Origin of the sequence: Lysinibacillus sp. S1 (assembly GCF_044986265.1) — a bacterium.
Classification (GTDB): domain Bacteria; phylum Bacillota; class Bacilli; order Bacillales_A; family Planococcaceae; genus Lysinibacillus; species Lysinibacillus capsici.
On record NZ_CP173154.1, the window covers coordinates 1,256,900 to 1,275,542 of the forward strand.

An 18,643-nucleotide genomic window follows, 5' to 3' on the forward strand; every position below is an offset into this window, starting at 1 on the left:
TGTAAGGAGCTTGTTTGCTATTTCTCTTTTTTCTCGGCGGCTTCTGCCTCTTGTTTTTGTAATTCTTTCGCTTTTTTGACATCCGTATTATACGTTTTCATATCATAGATAGGCTCTCCATTCTCGTCCACTGTATATGGAATAGAATAGGCAGGCACCACTGGAAATTTGTCGACAAGCAGTTGGCGAATATCATCACCTGGCTTTACATTCGGCTTATCCTCTTTTAAAAGCTGGCCTAAATCCACAGCATAGTCTACATGTAATTCACCATCACCAGTCATGAAAAGCGGTAACTCGACGCCAGAATAGGGACTTTTTACAGTTACCTCTGTTTTATAACCCAAATCTTTATAGTTGATCTGATAAACATTATCTGAAATTGACCCTTTTATTGGTAAATACTGTGTAGATAGTTTACGAATACCTATTTCACGTATACGCTCTGCCGCGTTTAAATCTACTAATTTGACCGATGCCTCATTTTCAGGGTCCCAAATGATATATTGATATATACCACCTTTTTCATAGGCATTTCCAGGAATTGTCGTCAAATACTTCGGCATAAGTTTTTCAAAATCGATTAAATATTTGATATAGATATCCGTATCTAGCTCGCTATTTTTAATTGGTACTAGTCCACCTGTTGCTTCACGGTATTCATCCACAGCACGTTGAACTGCCGCTAGTTGATCGACATCAGGCGTGACCTTAGCCCTTTTTTCTTCTTCTGGGTACGCACATCCTACTAACAGTATGGCGGTTGCAAATACCAACAGCAAAGCACTTAGTTTTTTCATGTTACTGACACCTCATTATTATTTATGCTGGCCAAGTGGCAACTACAAGTACCATTAAAAATGTGCCAAGTCCAAACAGTATGTATGCACATAAATTTACGACTGTTCGTAAAAATACATTTGAAATCTTATTTCGTGCTAAATAAATTAAGCCGACTGATATAATCATAAATGCGATGCAATAAAACGACACCCACATTACATCAAGCGCAGGCATATGAGCTAACGGGCCCATTTCAAAAAACCACCTTTCTTTGAATGTCAAGACACAATCAAAGTATATTATACTATGTGCTTTTGCTAAAAAGAAATAGTTGTCCCATAACTATCAAGAAATGGACAACTCTTTTAGCTTGTATTTCTATTCAACTAGTGGCACACAATAAGGCGTCTCAACAGATTGGTTGAGACACCTTATTTATGTCCATTTAATGACAAGTCTAATCAAAAAATTAATATTAATGCTTCATATCGTCTATTTCTCGTTTTTTCATACGCATCATTAAGGCATCTACTGCCACTTTCGGTTCAACATCATTAAATAGCACACTATAGAGCACTGTGGAAATCGGCATGGCGACATCATATTTCTCTGCTAATTGATAGGCTGCCTTCGTGGTACGGACACCTTCTACGACCATGCCCATTTGATCCAGCACTTCTTGTAGCTTCATACCTTGCCCTAACATATTACCTGCACGCCAGTTTCGCGAGTGGACACTTGTACAGGTTACAATTAAGTCCCCCATACCTGTAAGTCCTGAGAACGTAAATGGATTACCACCCATTTTTACACCTAACCGTGAAATTTCTGCAAGACCTCGCGTAATAAGTGCCGCTTTTGCATTGTCTCCATAATTTAAGCCATCAGTAATACCTGCCGCTAAAGCGATAACGTTTTTCAAAGCTCCTCCTATTTCTACACCAATGATATCCTCATTTGTATAGACGCGGAAGAACTGATTCATAAATAAATCCTGTACCTTTTCAGCAGCATCAATATTAGCACAAGCTGCAGTAACCGTTGTAGGATGATGCAGTACCACTTCTTCTGCATGACTTGGCCCAGAAAGAACAACAATTTCTTCCACATACATTGCTGGTAAGCTTTCTGCTAAAATCTCAGATATTCGTTTTAATGAGTCAGGCTCAATTCCTTTCGAAACATGGACAAACAACACTTTTTTTGTTAATTCAGCCGTTAGTTTCTCGCATACTTCACGAATCGCTTTTGTTGGAACAGCCACAACAATGGTTTCTGCATGAGTAGMTACCTGTGCCATATCACTCGTCGCATGTAAATTTACAGGTAGAATGGTTTCTGGTAAATATTTTTTATTCGTATGCAGTTGATTGATTTCTTCTGCCTGCTCAGCTCTATGTGTCCATACAAGCGTATCATGTCCATTTTCCGCTAGTACCATTGCCAGTGCAGTACCCCATGAGCCTGCCCCTAACACACAAACTTTTTCCATAACAAAATCCTCCCTTTGTTGGGTTGTCTATTAAGTAAGTTCTTTCTTGTAAAAAGACGCCACCCAACAATAATGTCGGGTTGGCGTATTGTAYGTCTATAGCTATTGCCTTAAGCACGCGCACGTGTAATTAAACGAATTGGCGTCCCTTCAAAGTCAAATGTTTCGCGGATGCGATTTTCTAAGAAGCGTTCATATGAGAAATGCATAAGCTCAGGTTCATTCACAAAAATAACGAATGTTGGTGGCTTAATCGCTACCTGAGTAGCATAGTAAATACGTAAACGACGACCTTTATCTGTCGGTGCTGGATTACGAGCCACTGAGTCCTCAATCACTTCATTTAAAATAGAGGACTGAATACGCATCGCATGATTCTCGCTGACACGTTGGATAATCGGTAAAATTTGATGCACACGCTGTTTTGTATTCGCCGATACAAAAATAATTGGGGCATAATCTAAAAATAGGAAATGCTCACGAATTTGCTGTGTAAAGACATTCATTGTTTTTTCATCTTTTTCAATGGCATCCCATTTATTCACAACAATGATCACAGCTTTTCCAGCCTCATGTGCATAGCCAGCGATTTTTTTATCTTGCTCCTGAATACCTTCTTCTGCATTCAGCACTACTAAAACAACGTCTGAGCGTTCAATAGCACGTAGCGCACGTAACACAGAATATTTCTCGGTTGTTTCATAGATCTTTCCTTTTTTACGCATACCCGCCGTATCAATAATGACATATTCCTGTCCATCATATGCATAAGGCGTATCAATCGCATCACGTGTTGTCCCTGCAATATTACTAACAATAACACGTTCCTGCCCTAGGAAAGCATTCACTAAAGAGGATTTCCCAACATTCGGGCGACCAATTAAAGAGAATTTAATGACATCATCACCGTATTGTTCTTCATCTTCTTTCGGGAAATGTTTCGCACATTCGTCCAATAAATCCCCTAAACCTAAACCGTGGGAACCTGAAATAGGCCAAGGTTCACCGAAGCCAAGTGCATAAAAATCATAAATCATTTCACGCATATCAGGATTATCAATTTTATTGACCGCTAATACGACTGGTTTTTTTGTTTTGTATAGAATTTTAGCAACTTGCTCATCTGCTGCCGTTACCCCTTCACGACCATTTGTCATGAAAATAATAACGTCTGCTTCATCAATAGCGATTTCAGCTTGTTGACGAATTTGTTCTAAAAACGGCTCGTCTCCAATTTCAATGCCACCTGTATCAATAATATTAAAATCGTGTGTTAACCACTCTGCCGAACTATAAATACGGTCACGTGTTACGCCTGGGATATCCTCCACAATCGAAACACGTTCTCCAACGATACGATTAAAAATCGTCGACTTACCTACGTTCGGACGACCTACGATGGCTACTACTGGTTTCGTCATCTGTACTTCATCCTTCCAACTTCTTGTCTTTCGCTATTATACACGAAAAATGCCATTATATCATATCATATCCATAATGTAGAACGCTATGTATGGTGATAAAAGGTGTTACCTCATTTTTTTAAGCAAACTATCCGAGTTATTTAGGTTTTATCGCCTTTTTAATTGCTATCCTTTATTTTGAGAATCTTATCCGCTACTTTTAGAGTTTTATCCTTCAATTCAAAGATTTTATCCTCTTCTTATTTGCTATCCTTCACTTCTGAAATCTTATCCGCTACTTTTAAAGTTGTATCCTTCAATTCAAAGATTTTATCCACTCCTCAATCGCTATCCTTCACTTTCAAAATCCTATCAACCATAAAAATAGCGAGGATACATTTAAGCATCCTCGCTTTATACATTATTTAAAGTTTTTTAGTTTATCGCCAATCACATCACCGAATGAGAAGCCTGTATTCTCTTCAGGTAATTCATAGTCGATTACTTCTTCTGCTTCAGGATTTTCTAGTAATTCTTTAATACTAAGGGCTAGACGGCCTTCGTCAGCGTTGACATCAAGAACCTTTACCTGTACTTCTTGTCCCTCTTTTAGTGCTTCATGAGGCGTGTTAATGTGCTTATGCGCAATTTGCGATATATGCACTAAACCTTCAACGCCTGGGAATACTTCCACAAATGCGCCAAATGAAGTAAGTCGCTTCACTCTACCGTCTAAAATAGTGCCTTTAGCGGCACGTTCTTCAATATTAGACCATGGTCCAGGAATTGTTTCCTTAATAGATAAAGAAATACGTTCATTTTCTGGGTCCACTGATAGAACTTTTACTTTTACATCTTGTCCTTCAGCTAAAACCTCACTCACATCACTCACATGCTCATGTGATACTTGCGAGATGTGTACAAGACCATCAATACCACCTAGGTCGATAAATGCACCAAATGACGCGAGACGCTGTACTTTACCATCCAATACATCGCCAGCTTTTATTTGATTAATCACATTTTTCTTTTGCGAAGCTTTCTCTACTTCAACCACTGCTCGGTGAGATAAAATAAGGCGATTCTTATCCTTATCAAGCTCAACAATTTTAAAGCTTAATGTTTGCCCTTTATAGCCTTCAAAATCATCAACAAAATAGTCCTCTACAAGCGATGCTGGTACAAAGCCACGTACACCTAAATCTACGACAAGACCACCTTTAACAATATCCTTTACTTCCGCTTCAAAGATTTCCTCAGCGGCAAATTGCTGCTCCAGTGTATCCCATGCTTTTAGAGCATCCACTTTACGTTTTGATAGGACAAAGTTTTCTTCTTCAACCTTTGTAATCATCAATTCTAATTCATCTCCAACTGAGATGACATCAGACGCTTTCTCAATGTGTAAGCTAGATAATTCACTAATCGGTACAATACCATCAAACGGAGCACCTGGAATTGATACAGATACTGCCTTTTCATCAACTTGCGCGGCAATGCCTTTGACGATATCACCCTCGTTAAACGTTTGTTCTGCATAGTTCATTTCTTCAGACATATGTAACCCTCCTTCGCATCTTCCCTTACTATTTTATTCGATATTGAAGACAAAGACAAAAATAAATCCTTTAAATTCTAAAAATGTCTGAAATTTTAGGATTTATAGCATTTTTTCTTCTGCTAATTTTAAAATAGCTTGTGCTGCATCATCAATGGACAATGCTGTTGTATCTAAAAAAATCGCATCTTCAGCTTGAATCAGTGGCGATGCTTCACGCTCACTATCCTTTTTATCACGTAGCGCAATTTCTTCCTGAAGTTTTTCAAGAGAGGAGTCAATTCCTCTTTTTTGATTATCAATCAAGCGTCGTCTAGCACGCTCCTCTACTGTTGCAGACATGAAAATCTTTAGTTCTGCATCCTTTAAGACATGTGTAGCAATATCGCGGCCATCCATGACAACACCGCCATTAGCTGCAAGTTTTTGCTGTTGAGCAACTAATAGCTCACGAACCTTCGCATGGGCAGCTACTTGTGAGACTGATGAAGTGACCTCATTAGAGCGTATTTCCGCTGACACATTGTGACCATCTAAAAAAACAAGCTGTCCCTGAGGTGATGGTTTTAATTCAATTGTGCTTACTTCAAGCATCTCTGCTAATTTTGCTTCATCATCTAAATGTATGTTTTGTTGCATCGCTTTATACGTAACTGCTCGATACATTGCACCTGTGTCAATGTAAGTAAAGCCAAGTGCTTCAGCAACAATTTTCGCGATTGTACTTTTGCCAGCACCAGCAGGCCCGTCTATCGCAATTTGAATGTTTTTCTTCATATTCTTCCCTACTTTCTGCACCTCTTATTGTATCATATAACCTCAAAAAAGCCCTCTACTAGGAGAGGGCTTCATCAAAATATTCATAAAGGATATTAAACATTAAAAGGGTTTATTTCTTTACGACGATTGACTAATTGACGTTCAAAGCAAAAACGGACAATATGCTGTTGATCGACATCATCTGTATCTGTTAGTTGGATTGTTGCAATGCGTTTATCCTCTTTTTCAAAAATACGTACGATCAGCGCTTCCGTAATGACATACTTGACATCTCCATTGGCAAATGGCAATACGATGGTTAGTTTTACTTCATCACCCTCAGTGAAAGCTACTTGACCTTTCAACATGACTGCTAGGCCTCCTGCACTAATATCCACAGTCACAAGCTGATATTTATAATCTTTCAACTGAATAGCAACGTCTACTTGTGTCTCCACACGAACGTATTCTCGTCGCTGAATTTTTATAAACTCCTCTGGTGTTGGACAATGCAACATAATCATTGGGATATTACCTGCTTTACGGCCAACTACCTCTGTATTAAAGGCAAAGGATTGTTTATCCTCGGTACGAAAAGTTGCTCTAAATTCTGAGCCATCTATTAAAAATGCCGTTTTCTTTGTTGCCATATTAACCGGATAATCAATATATAGAATATTATCTTTTTGCTCTACAACTTTACAGCGGAATTTCTCCAAACGCTCTGTATAAGTTGGTTCAAGTTGTAATTGTGTACCAATTTTTATTTCCATGAGCATCTCCCCGTGCGAAAAATATAGTTTAATTATCTCATGAGAAGCTTATTTTGGCTATAAAAATTGGTAGTATTTTCATGTCAAGTTGATACAGAGCGGAAGCATCATTGATTAAGTTAGATATTCCACTTTTAATACATTATGGTTTTCCGCATCAATAACAATTCTAAATGTTTCCTGCGTATTACCATCACGCAATGCAATGACCTCATAGCAAAGACGTTGCTCAAATTGTCCATTATCTGTGTAGATATTTTTTACCTCTTGTACTTGGATATCGTCTTGGAAGAACGTTTTCCAATCAATCGGCTTAGCTGTTTGCTTTTTAATATTTTCTTCTTGAATATATTCCATTGCATTTGCACCTAACAGCTCACCTGTATCTTTCGCCACTTTCAATTGAACACCATCAGCGTAGATTAACGCATTATCTCCAGGATGGACACGAGCAAATGTCACATGCCAAGCTTGATGATTTTCTCGTGATTCCACATAGGCTACATCTTTCATGCCTAATTTCTTCACATATTCCTGCGCTTTTTTCATGATTTCCTCTTGTGATAACTTGGCTTCATCCACAGGACGTTCTACTAAATAGGATAATAAATGTCCACCCTTTTCTGTTAAATCAACATAGCCTAATCGAATCCCTTGGTGGAATTGGATATGATAAAAAGGATATGGTGCTGTATCACTACTTTTTGTAACTGTAAATGTGGCATCTTTAATGACTGGAAATAAGTATTTCACTTTTTCTAGAGCTTCTTTTTCGGTAATAACTGCATCCTGTAATGCCTTTAACTCAATTTTTTTCTGCCAATCAGATTCAGATAAAGTTAACGGGAAATCCTTTTCGCCGTAGCCCTTTAATGTATCTTTTACAGTATCAAATTGGCTATTTGGATTTTTATTATCTACTTGCTGTAGCCAAACATCCATTTTCCCATCATGCTTATAGAAATCGACGGTTGCAGCTGTCCATTCATCGGAAAGAGATTGTAAATTCGTTGAAACCTGGGGCATTTTTTCACGCCAAGCTTCATAATCCCCTGTTTTCGCTGTCCTTTTTGCTTCATCGCCAAGTCGCCCTAGATAGTTCATCCATTCACTTGATAGTTCTTGTCCTATTGGAATATTCGCAATTGAAGAACGAACTTCTGAGCTTAAACGCCAAACCGAATCTAGTTCATTGTGAATCGCCTGCTCATCTTGAAACAACAGGGATTGTGATACTGAGCGTTGAAGATGGGAAAGTTTTTCAGATGCATCCGTTAACTTATCTGTATATTGTGCTAGCACGGTACGTTGTAAATCTTCTTTATCTCCATGTAAATCAATACTGTATGCCCCTAACCCAATAACGGCAATCGTTAAGACCACGAGCCAAGTTTTCATCTAGGTTCCTCCTTTCTATGAACAGAAAATATGCTCTCCAATTTGTTTAATTTGTGGACGTGACCAAATCCATTTGCTCGTTGCAGTTTTTGGATTGAAATAATACAATGCATTTTCAGAAGGGTCCCAGCCGTTCATTGCATCAATAACCGCTTCTTTCGCTCGCTCATTTGGCTCAAGCCAAATTTGCCCATCTGCAACAGCCGTAAATGCTAACGGTTGGAAAATGATACCTGAAATAGTATTCGGGAAATCTGGGCTTTCCAAACGATTTAAAATAACTGCAGCAACTGCTACTTGTCCTTCATATGGTTCTCCTCTTGCCTCTCCATATACCGCATTCGCCATTAGCTGTAAATCACGCTCTGTATATTTGGGAGGAACTTGTGTCTGTGTTCCATTATTATTACTACTTCCACTACTATTGCTACTGCCACCACTAGTATTCTTTTTCACTTGCTGATCAAGTGGCTGCCCACCATAATAAGTAAATTGATTTCCTGCATTTAATTGAGCTTTCACCCATTTTTCGTCATAATCTGAATTGCCCGTTAACGCTTTCTTTGTCTTAGCGCCTGCAATTCCGTCTACTGGTAACCCATAATTTTCTTGGAAATTACGTAAAGCCCAGTATGTGTTGTAGCCAAATTTGCCATCAATTTTACTCTTATAAAAACCTAAGTATTGTAGCCTTGCTTGCAATTCAATGACATCATCTCCATAGGCACCTCGAGTAATTTGCTGATCGCTAAATGCATTTGCATCATTTTGAGGAATCGCAATTATACTAATTCCTAATATCAAAGCAAAAAGTATGCTTACTAAACGCACTTTTATCACTCCTTTTTTTTATAGCTTGAAACAAAAGGAGTAATTTATACATGATAAAAATGAAATAAAGCGTAGAAATCTTTGACGATTTCTACGCTTTATATTTTCTTTTGCATGTGAAGATGCTGCACCAGATGATAATGTGCAAGCTTCACTTTGCGCAAGCCAAACCACCATAAAAACAACATAAAAGGAATCATTAAATAAACCCAGTGACCTTTGAATGATAATATTGTATTGTATAGAATGTGAAGTACGACTGGTGCACAAAGCGCCATAGCTATCATCTCTTTTGTCTTAACAAGTTTCGAAAACTTAGCCCGTCCATAATAATAGCCCATTACGACACCAAACAAAGCATGACTCGATACTGGTAATAAGGCTCGCATAAATGCCGTGTCTAAGCCAAATGAAAGTAAATAAAGAACATTTTCAATCGTAGCAAAGCCAAGTGAAATGCTTGCCCCGTACAATATACCATCGTAAGGGTCATCAAATTCTATATGATTATAGATGGCAATTAATAGCACAAACCATTTAAAAAATTCTTCAATGACACTTGAAAATAGTACGTCTTGAAGATAAAGATATCGAAAAACCCCTTCCTCTGTTAATACATACTGTAAAAACATGATTGGGAACGTTAAAAATGCGCCGTATAAAAACGTTTGTAGTAAAGTTCTTCTTGGCTCCGTAGCCATCTGATTGCGCAAATAGAAATAACTAAAAAGCGCTAGACCGGGAGCAATGGCAGCAGATAATAAAATGATCATGATGCCGGCTCCTTTCAACAATAGACTGCTATTATTATACCATGTAATGACAAAAAAACTTTTTAAAAGGAGATTTATTTTTTTATGAAAAAAACAATTTTATTAATTCATACTGGCGGCACAATCTCCATGGCGATGAGTGCTGAAGGAGCGGTCATGCCTAATAAGGAAAATCCTCTAATGAAGGAAAGTAATAAACTGGCTTCACTAGCAAGCATTATCGAAATAGAAGCTTTTAACCTTCCTTCTCCACATATTACACCGAAAGAGATGCTTTTATTGCGTAACTTGATTTTGGAACAAATTGACGCACAGCCAATTGACGGTGTGGTCATCACCCACGGTACGGATACATTGGAAGAAACCGCCTATTTCTTAGAGCTAACTACGAACTTAGCCATTCCGATTGTGCTAACAGGAGCAATGCGTTCATCTAACGAACTTGGAGCAGATGGGATTTATAATTTAGTAGAGGCAGTCCGAGTAGCTGTTGATGAAGAAGCACGTGATAAAGGTGTGCTTGTTGTGATGAATGATGAGGTTCATCTTGCTGTAAATACAACAAAAACAAGCACAAGTTCTGTAAATACTTTCCAATCTCCACAATATGGACCGATTGGCCTTATTACAAAATCCAGAATCTTATTCCATCACGCACCAATTCGTCGACAATATGTAGATGTTAACAATTTAACTAAGCGTGTTGCAATGCTAAAAGTGTACGCTGGAATGGAAGAAGATTTATTGGATGTCGTGCTTGCATGTAAATATGATGGTGTTGTGCTAGAAGGACTAGGTCAAGGGAATGTCCCGCCATCTGTTGTAAAGGGAATTGAAAGCCTTATACAGCGAGACATCCCAGTTGTACTTGTTTCCCGCTGCTTTAATGGAATTGCAGAAGGTGTTTATGGCTATATGGGCGGCGGTAAAATGCTAGAAGACTTAGGCGCCATATTCGCCACAGGTATTAATGGTCAAAAGGCACGCTTAAAATTATTAATAGGCCTTAACACAACTGGCTCGCCTTTAAATTTAAAGGACTTTTTCTTGTAACGCTAAAGTCTCGATCACCTGTTCATAATAGCCCAGTATCTCGCTAAGTCGAGCCAAAGCTTCATCAAAATCTGGCTGTATCACAGAAAATTGAATGAAATTCTTTTGGCGTAAATACTGGCTTTCACCATGAACGAATAGCCCGTTTAATGCTAAATCAATAAGTAGGTTGGCATAATTATTAGGCAATTGAACAGTTATCAACATCGGATATTGAGTAGTTGGATATTGAAATTGCATGATTGGTAGCTGCAGCAGTGATTGAAAGCGTTGCTGTAGCTGCTCATAACGTGCTGGATAGGCTTGCAATGCAGTCTCCACATTGCTCAGTAATACAGCAGGTAATGTAAATGGTATGACACCTTGCTGATAATTTGCTAAATCAAGATAAGCGGGTAGATTGGCAGATGGGGGTGCAAGTGATTGCGAAAATACAAATGCTAGCCCACTTAACGCACCAATGGCCTTACCACTCACAGCCGTAGCTAAATAGCAGTCCTGTAAAGAGAACGGCATGGCACCGAACGAACTAATACAATCTATACATAACTTTACATTGTATTGTTTAGCAAGCTTTTTAAGAATATCTAAGTTATTACAAGTTCCCGTGGAAGTCTCACCATGTACTGCCAACATCCACTGATAAGACCCCGTCTCAAGCTGTGAAGCCAGTTCTTTGTCATCAAATACTGTTCCCCATTCTTTTTCTACCACATCATAATGTAATGACCAACGAGCGGCTTGCTTCTGTAAACGTTCACCGAATTCTCCATTTGTGAGAATAAGCCCTTTTCCTAATTGCTGTGCCTTTAGTTGTGCAAGCATTACTTCATTTGCTAGCGTTCCCGTTCCTACGATTACACCAACATGATTGGACTTCGATAAATGCAGTAACCTCTTCTGCACTCGTTCATAAAGCGCATAAAAAGGTAATGAACGATGTGATAAATCTGAATGAGCAATTGTCTCTAATTGCCTCACCGGCCCAGGATAAAATGTAGAGGGTTCCGTCGTTAGTCTATGTTGTAATGATTGTTCAAATTCATGTCTAGTGAGCACCATCGGTAAAAACATCGCACCCTCTTCCCCGACAGCTGGTGCAAACTGCTTAAAACCCATCTGCTTATATAGTTTTTCCTCTCTCGTTGTACCTGAAATCACTGCAGCAGAATAGCCTTTTTCGTAGGCAAATGTAGTTAAGGCCTGAGTAAGCTTCAATAGAACTCGCCCCGTTCGATAACCTTTCTTCACGGAAAGCAAACGAATTTCACAAAGCTTCTCACAATTTTCCTTCGATAAATACTGCTCGACCTTACCAATCTTTTCATCAATAGAAAATGGTCGTTGATCTCTAAACGCCACCATGCCAATTAATTCTGTTTGCTTATAAACAACGACATAGGTATTCTCCTGATGAAATCGGTCTACTTTTTTTCGCGATGCATTTACCTCATGCTGAGGAATTTCTTCTACAAATGTTTCATAATTCAATCGAGCAATCGCCTCAAATTCTTCATTTGTCTTGGCAATTTTACACCAATACATTTCCTTCACTTCCCTCTTTTCAATGATTCCTGAATATTAGACATATGCTTAATAAGCATACACACGATTGCCATGATTAAAAGTCCATATGGCTCTAATTTCCCTGCTTGTATAATTGCGGCTATATAAAAAACAAAGCCCCCAACCATGCCAAGTGTCAGACTTCTAGTAAATGCAGATATAAGTGCTGTACCAATAATCATCCATAAAAAAAGACTTGGCGATAAGGCGAGACCCACACCAATAAAAGTAGCTACACCTTTCCCTCCATTCCATTTCAGCCAAATCGGAAATAGATGGCCAATTATCACCCATGCAGCTCCGCCAATAAGGACCCATTCATCCAATTGCCACATGCGTCCTAATCCGACAACAAGTACACCTTTTAATGAATCGCCAAGAAGAGTCAAAATAAACGCTGTTTTCCCAATCACACTTCCCGCATTACGCGCGCCTAAATTTTTACTACGCTCTTCCTGCAAATTGACACCGTATATCTTACCAACGAAATAAGCCGTCAAGATGTTTCCTATTAAATAACTCAAGAGCCAATACAAGCCAATCATTGAGCTGCCTCCTTGCTAAAAAGGCTGTATAAGCTACATGCCTATACAGCCTCGATCGTTATTTTTTTCTCTGCTCAATAGTTTGAGCGATACATTCGCCATGGAAACGACCATTTTCAATAAAAATTTCATTGGCATTATTTCCTGCTGCAATAACACCTGCAATGAATAGTCCTTCAACATTGGTTTCCATCGTTTCAGGCGTAACATAAGGACGACCCGTTTCTTCCTCTATGTCCACTCCCATCGCTTTAATAAAGGAGTGATCAGGATGATAGCCAGTCATAGCAAAAACGAAATCATTTTTTACTATTTTCTCTTGACCCTCTACTTCTAAAACAACTTCGTGCTCACGTATTTCCAATACATTTGTATTAAAAAGCATGTCAACTTCTCCAGTTTTGACTACCCCTTCAAATTCGGGTAATACCCATGGCTTGATGCTTGGAGAGTATTCGCTGCCACGATAGGCTACGGTTACACGAGCCCCAGCTTTATTTAATTCTAACGCGGCATCTATCGCTGAATTTTTGCCGCCTATAACTAGAACATCCGTATCAAAAAATTCATGGCCCTCTTTAAAGTAATGGAAAACTTTAGGTAACTCCTCACCATGGATATTTAAATAATTCGGATGATCATAATAACCTGTTGCAATGACAACATAGGGCGTTTCATATATTTCCTTATCGGAGGTAACCGTGAACAAATCATTATTTTTTACAACACTTTGTACTTTTTCGAAGCGATTAACTTGTATATTTTTTAAACGGACGACCTCTCGATAGTAGACAAGGGCTTGATTGCGTTTCGGCTTACGTCCTTCAATAATAAATGGTACATCACCAATGGCTAACCGTTCACTCGTACTAAAAAATGTTTGATGTGTAGGGTAATGATAGATGGCATTGACGATATTTCCTTTTTCAATCACAATAGGTTGTAAACCAATATTTTGCAAAGCTATTGCTGCTGCTAAGCCGCATGGGCCTCCTCCAACAATAATTGCATCTGCTTGCTGCATTTCTTGACACTCCAATCGAATTTGAACAGCAAAAATTGCTGCTCCATGCTTTCACATTTCATAGAATAGACGATACTTTTTTATTATACGCCTTCTCACACGTTTTGGTTGTTTATTTACTCGATATATCAATGTCAATTATATGACATTGGGGCTTTGCACCAAATCGAAAAGGTACTAATGTCGTCCCATAGCCATTGCTTACTAAAGTCATGACACCATCACGCCGACGATAGGAACCATTTGGATGGACACCATATGGACCGAATCTGATTTGCCCTCCATGTAAATGTCCCCCCATCATTAAATCCGCACGATATTTAGCCCGAACTTTCGCAAAAACCTCTGGATTATGGGCGATAAAAACAACTAAATCCTGATCTCCTATCTTTGCAAAAGCTTTTTCAAAACTATATTCTTTAACAGTTGTATCCTCAATAGCACTTAACCAAAAGCTATTTTTAAGCGGAAGCTGTACGGCATCATTGACAATAATTTGAACATGGTATGCCTGTAAAATGTCCTTCAGTCTTTCTTCCCCAATTTCTCTGTCATTATTGCCCCAAATAAAATAGGTTGGTCCAAGGGACGTTAATAATGATAAATTTTCATGAATACGATCAATCGGTGTACGGCTATCCGCAAAATCACCGCCAATAATTACTGCATCAAAATGATGTCCCTGTAACTGTGCAATCATTTTCTTACTTATTTTACGTAAATGAACATCTGAAATAAAAAATAATCGTACCTTCTCCTGTTCACCCTGTAATGAAAGCTGGTGAGACAATACATTATTTTCATGTGCCACCTTCCACATATAAAGTGGAGGGGCGATGACTACCAAAAGAAATAGCCCTAAATATAGCATTTTCTCACTTCTCCTTACGACAGCAAAAAGGCGATTCTTCTTAAAAAACGAATCGCCTTTTTGCTAAATCAGACGTACGTTTTGGTGTGAACGTTTGTCTGTAATTTTATACTAGAAAACCTATATAACGATAAAAAATTCTATTAAGGTAACTTAATGACTTGCCCAACCATTACAGTATTAGAGGACATCCCATTAGCAGCACGAATTTTAGCTAAAGTCGCTTCACTGCCATCGCCATAGTGATTTAATGCAATTCGGTATAAGTTCTCATTTGCTTTTACAGTATGTGTCGTTGCTTTAGCATTTTGTTTTGCTTCTTCCGCTTTTCTAGCCTCTTCTGCTTTTCTTGCTGCCTCTGCTTGTTGTTGAGCTATTCTTGCTTCTTCAGCTTTTCGAGCTTCTTCGGCTTTTTTTGCTTCCTCTGCCTTTTTCGCCTCTTGAGCCTTTTTCGCTTCTTCAGCAGCTTTTTGCTCCGCTGCTAACTTATCAGCATCTTTTTGAGATTGCTCTTGAGCCTTCTTATCCCCCTGAGCGTCTTGACCCTTATCATCTTTTTCCTTGTCTTTATCTGACGCAGATGCTTCTGAAGGATCTAATTCGACAACCTGTTCAGCTGTATCCTTTTCGGCTTGTTCAATCGTTTTTCCTGGTTCATAAAATTTCCAAAAATAAATAAGAATTGTTAATGGTATCAAGATAAAAATAACAAACAGAATCGTCATTAACGGTGTCTTACGTTTCGAATTTTTTGGCTTTTTGTTTTTATTACCGTTTTTATTCATTCTGGAAACTCTTGATAAGGATTGCTGTTCTTTTTGCTCATCTTCAAACGATTGACGATGCTCTTCTATTTTATCGCGATAATCTTCTTTATTCATTCGCCTTTCCCCCAACCTTACTACGCTTTCTATCATCTCTATTATGACGAATTTTACGAAAAAAGTAAATGACCGTCAGTTTTAGTCTAATTACCCATTAATAATTKTTGCAATCGACTTTCCCACGTTGCCATTTCTACTTTCTTTTTCTCTTTTAAGCGTACTTTCTTGATTACATCATAATGGATTCCACAATTTTCACAACAGTTTTCCTGCTTTTTCTGCAATTTTTGCCCAAACTACCCGACTAAATGTTCACGAATACAGTCTTTTGTCTGTATGATTTGAAGCATTTCATTCACTGCATTGTATTTCTCTAGTGCTAAATGATTTAATCGGACCTTCACTTGTTCCGAAGACTCTCGTTGCAGCCAATAGTCTAACACACGGAAGGCTGTCTCACTTAACTCCCCATTTTTCAGCATTTGGATGGGCTGTATTTGCTGAGATAGCAGCTCCTGGTAGCGGTCAACATGATGTAAAGTTGGTAAATCGCCTGTCACAACAAATTTAGCCAGCTCCTCATCACCTTCAGCATACAGTAATATAGCAAGTGCAGAGTGACCATCCCGCCCTGCACGTCCAATCTCCTGCATATAATTCGCTATATTGGCAGGCATTGATTCATGAATGACCTGCCGTATATCAAGCTTATTAATGCCCATACCAAAAGCGTTTGTTGCAACAATCCAATCAAGTTCACCAGCTATAAATTGCTGTTGAATAAATTGCCGGTCCTCCACCCCATAGCCAGCATGATATGCAGCAACACGAACGCCCTCTTGTAATAAGGCTTCGCTATATTGTTGCGCACGTTTACGTGAGGAAACATATAAAATACCAGGTCCTGCCGTTTCCGTAACATGGTGCATGAGCCATCTAGCTTTATCAGCCTTATCCTCCACTACTACACGACCTAAATGAATATTCGGGCGGTCAACATTATACATAAACTCGAATGGAGCTTTGAGAGATAAAGTTTCCCGTATATCTCGAACAACCTTCTTTGTTGCCGTAGCAGATAATGCCAAAATTGGCGGACGATTTTCTCTCGATAGCCAGTCACCTATTCGTAAATAATCTGGTCGAAAATCAAAGCCCCATTGTGAGATACAATGTGCCTCATCTACTACGATTAAACCTAGCTTCATCTGCGCCAGTTTCTCTTGTACCTGTTGCTGGAGCAGCATCTCTGGGGAAGTAAAAATAAAACGATATTGCTCTAAATAATGTAATACATAACGTTTCTCTGTTAGTGATAAAAAGGAATTTAAAGCTACCACCCTCTTTTCCCCAAAACGCCTCAGCTCTTCTACTTGATCCTGCATTAATGACAGTAAGGGTGAAACAATTAGTACAGGTTTCTCTAATGTATAGGCTGGTAGCTGGTAGCAGAGTGATTTTCCCATTCCTGTTGGCAATAAGGCAATAACATCTTGTTCTTGTAGTAATGCCTCAATGACTTCTTTCTGTCCTGGCCGAAATGATGAATAACCAAAATGCTTATGCAATAATTGTTCAAGTTCCATTTATACTTCTCCTTTCGCAAGGACAAGCCTTAATTGAAAATAACTCATATCGTTTAAAGCTTCATGTAATATTTTCAATTTTTTTGTTTGATACTKCTTCGATGCCTGCCACACTTTTTGGGCTTCATCATAGGAGACGAATGGGCCAATAGAAAAGTTCGGTTCATACATAGCTAATTCCACAAAATGATCCTCAATTGTACTTTGTTTTAGTTTTCTCATTTGAACAATTTGCTCCATCGAATAACCTTGTTCATATAATTGTGCGGTTTGTTGTGCAGAATCTGTTAGCAATATTTTAACTTTTAATCCTTCTGCCACATGCCCTAGCAATGGGTAATCATCTATTTTTTGATGCACTTCATTTAATAATATATGTAGGGTTTCAATAAAAGCTAATTGACTATCCAGTACAGTTTCCTTCCGTTCATCTGCAAGCTGTTGCCACGTCCATCCTGGTAATTGATAACCACTTAAACGATACAGAACAAGCTGTTTGCTTGCATCTGACACAGGGAGAATAGTTAGCACATGATTACATTCTGTCAATAATTGCTGCTGTAAATGACCTTCCTTATAATGATGTGCCTGTAAAAAAGTTCGCACCCACGCTTGAATCATTGTATCTCTACTAATCGGTGAAAAGGTACGAACGGCTGCGGCTTGATGTGACAAACTTTGTACAATGAGAGAGAGCCTCGCAAAAAACACATGCTCATTTCCCCGATAGTGCCAACCATCAAAGAAAAAGGTTGGCGTTTGTTGTGCACGTTGTAATCCTAGCGTTTCCATGTAAAAATGACCAGATTCCTGCACATTTAACCAACTATTCTGCATAAATAAGTTTACAGCCTCATCAAATGTAGTACGAGATAGTTTTGGCAAGAGGCCAAAATATTGATGCAGTTGAAAAAGACCAATATCTTGAATCGTCTGGCCTGAACGCTTCCCTCTTAGGACATGATAGGCAGCCGAAATCGTCCGCTCTTTATTGAGTTTTTGAAAGATTTGCAATAAAATTTGATGAAACATTGACGCAAATTCCTCCAATTTAATAGTATTTAAGTTGAAATGTAAGATAAACATCTTTAAAATGAGTATGAAGCTTTGTAGGAACATCGTTAAAGGAGAGAATAAAATGGCTAAATACACAATAGTTGATAAAGATACATGCATCGCTTGTGGCGCATGTGGAGCCGCAGCGCCAGACATTTATGATTATGATGATGAAGGCATTGCCTTCGTTATTTTAGATGATAACATGGGAACTGCTGAAGTTCCAGAGGATCTATTGGAAGATATGCAAGACGCTTTTGAAGGTTGTCCAACAGACTCTATCAAAGTAGCAGATGAAACATTCGATGGTGACTCATTAAAATTTGAATAGTCTTCCGTTGATGTATA

Annotated in this window: 19 protein-coding genes; 2 read left to right on the top strand and 17 right to left on the bottom strand. The window is 38.6% G+C overall.

The features are described from left to right. Positions 1-17: 17 nt before the first annotated feature. The 10 genes from ACHZEU_RS06615 to prsW all read right to left on the bottom strand — a co-directional run bounded on the left by ACHZEU_RS06615 (position 18) and on the right by prsW (position 9,770). A complete protein-coding gene (locus tag ACHZEU_RS06615; RefSeq protein WP_048389808.1) occupies positions 18-800 on the bottom strand; it encodes a hypothetical protein in 783 nt (260 codons plus the stop codon). Between the two features lie 22 nt (positions 801-822). Continuing rightward, positions 823-1,035: a DUF2768 domain-containing protein gene (locus ACHZEU_RS06620; RefSeq protein WP_004232605.1), complete on the bottom strand. Its 213-nt coding sequence runs from the start codon at positions 1,033-1,035 to the stop codon at positions 823-825. A 223-nt stretch (positions 1,036-1,258) separates the two neighbouring features. Continuing rightward, complete coding sequence (locus tag ACHZEU_RS06625) at positions 1,259-2,275, bottom strand: NAD(P)H-dependent glycerol-3-phosphate dehydrogenase (RefSeq protein ID WP_404804250.1); 1,017 nt, start codon at positions 2,273-2,275, stop codon at positions 1,259-1,261. Positions 2,276-2,385: 110 nt separating this feature from the next. Then, a complete protein-coding gene (gene der, locus ACHZEU_RS06630) occupies positions 2,386-3,696 on the bottom strand; it encodes a ribosome biogenesis GTPase Der (RefSeq protein ID WP_004232601.1) in 1,311 nt (436 codons plus the stop codon). A gap of 403 nt (positions 3,697-4,099) precedes the next feature. Continuing rightward, the gene (gene rpsA, locus ACHZEU_RS06635; protein ID WP_279494451.1) at positions 4,100-5,236 is read right to left on the bottom strand and encodes a 30S ribosomal protein S1; all 1,137 of its coding nucleotides are present in this window, start codon (positions 5,234-5,236) and stop codon (positions 4,100-4,102) included. A 102-nt stretch (positions 5,237-5,338) separates the two neighbouring features. Beyond that, positions 5,339-6,013, bottom strand: coding sequence for a (d)CMP kinase (cmk, locus tag ACHZEU_RS06640; protein WP_004232599.1), 675 nt, complete (start codon positions 6,011-6,013; stop codon positions 5,339-5,341). Positions 6,014-6,108: 95 nt separating this feature from the next. After that, positions 6,109-6,768, bottom strand: coding sequence for a flagellar brake protein (locus ACHZEU_RS06645; RefSeq protein ID WP_279494449.1), 660 nt, complete (start codon positions 6,766-6,768; stop codon positions 6,109-6,111). Positions 6,769-6,882: 114 nt separating this feature from the next. Continuing rightward, positions 6,883-8,166 carry a PepSY1/2 domain-containing protein gene (locus ACHZEU_RS06650; protein ID WP_048389800.1) on the bottom strand — a complete coding sequence of 428 codons (1,284 nt, stop codon included), beginning with the start codon at positions 8,164-8,166 and terminating at the stop codon, positions 6,883-6,885. 15 nt (positions 8,167-8,181) lie between these two features. Beyond that, the gene (gene sleB / locus ACHZEU_RS06655) at positions 8,182-8,997 is read right to left on the bottom strand and encodes a spore cortex-lytic enzyme (protein ID WP_279494445.1); all 816 of its coding nucleotides are present in this window, start codon (positions 8,995-8,997) and stop codon (positions 8,182-8,184) included. 98 nt (positions 8,998-9,095) lie between these two features. Next, complete coding sequence (gene prsW, locus ACHZEU_RS06660; RefSeq protein WP_004232588.1) at positions 9,096-9,770, bottom strand: glutamic-type intramembrane protease PrsW; 675 nt, start codon at positions 9,768-9,770, stop codon at positions 9,096-9,098. A gap of 84 nt (positions 9,771-9,854) precedes the next feature. Between prsW and ACHZEU_RS06665 the strand changes: the two genes are divergently transcribed. Then, a complete protein-coding gene (locus tag ACHZEU_RS06665) occupies positions 9,855-10,823 on the top strand; it encodes an asparaginase (RefSeq protein ID WP_066037611.1) in 969 nt (322 codons plus the stop codon). On the opposite strand, the gene ACHZEU_RS06670 is transcribed toward ACHZEU_RS06665, so the two are convergent. The 7 genes from ACHZEU_RS06670 to ACHZEU_RS06700 form a co-directional block, all read right to left on the bottom strand. Beyond that, positions 10,803-12,368, bottom strand: coding sequence for an aminotransferase class V-fold PLP-dependent enzyme (locus ACHZEU_RS06670; RefSeq protein WP_103119058.1), 1,566 nt, complete (start codon positions 12,366-12,368; stop codon positions 10,803-10,805). The genes ACHZEU_RS06665 and ACHZEU_RS06670 overlap by 21 nt on opposite strands. A 5-nt stretch (positions 12,369-12,373) precedes the next feature. Beyond that, complete coding sequence (locus ACHZEU_RS06675) at positions 12,374-12,934, bottom strand: glycerol-3-phosphate acyltransferase (RefSeq protein WP_112117657.1); 561 nt, start codon at positions 12,932-12,934, stop codon at positions 12,374-12,376. A gap of 58 nt (positions 12,935-12,992) precedes the next feature. Further along, positions 12,993-13,958: a YpdA family putative bacillithiol disulfide reductase gene (locus tag ACHZEU_RS06680; protein WP_279494437.1), complete on the bottom strand. Its 966-nt coding sequence runs from the start codon at positions 13,956-13,958 to the stop codon at positions 12,993-12,995. Between the two features lie 112 nt (positions 13,959-14,070). Further along, entirely contained in the window at positions 14,071-14,829 is a 759-nt protein-coding gene (locus ACHZEU_RS06685; RefSeq protein ID WP_103117713.1) for a metallophosphoesterase, read from the bottom strand. Between the two features lie 143 nt (positions 14,830-14,972). Beyond that, positions 14,973-15,710, bottom strand: a complete 738-nt coding sequence (locus ACHZEU_RS06690; RefSeq protein WP_054550700.1) for a LysM peptidoglycan-binding domain-containing protein — start codon at positions 15,708-15,710, stop codon at positions 14,973-14,975. A 239-nt stretch (positions 15,711-15,949) separates the two neighbouring features. Next, complete coding sequence (locus ACHZEU_RS06695) at positions 15,950-17,239, bottom strand: RecQ family ATP-dependent DNA helicase (RefSeq protein ID WP_404804251.1); 1,290 nt, start codon at positions 17,237-17,239, stop codon at positions 15,950-15,952. Then, positions 17,240-18,271, bottom strand: a complete 1,032-nt coding sequence (locus ACHZEU_RS06700; protein WP_404804252.1) for a helix-turn-helix domain-containing protein — start codon at positions 18,269-18,271, stop codon at positions 17,240-17,242. It abuts the gene before it with no gap. A gap of 106 nt (positions 18,272-18,377) precedes the next feature. Between ACHZEU_RS06700 and ACHZEU_RS06705 the strand changes: the two genes are divergently transcribed. Further along, on the top strand, positions 18,378-18,626 hold the full coding sequence (locus ACHZEU_RS06705; RefSeq protein WP_004232564.1) for a ferredoxin: 249 nt from the start codon (positions 18,378-18,380) through the stop codon (positions 18,624-18,626). Positions 18,627-18,643: the final 17 nt, after the last annotated feature.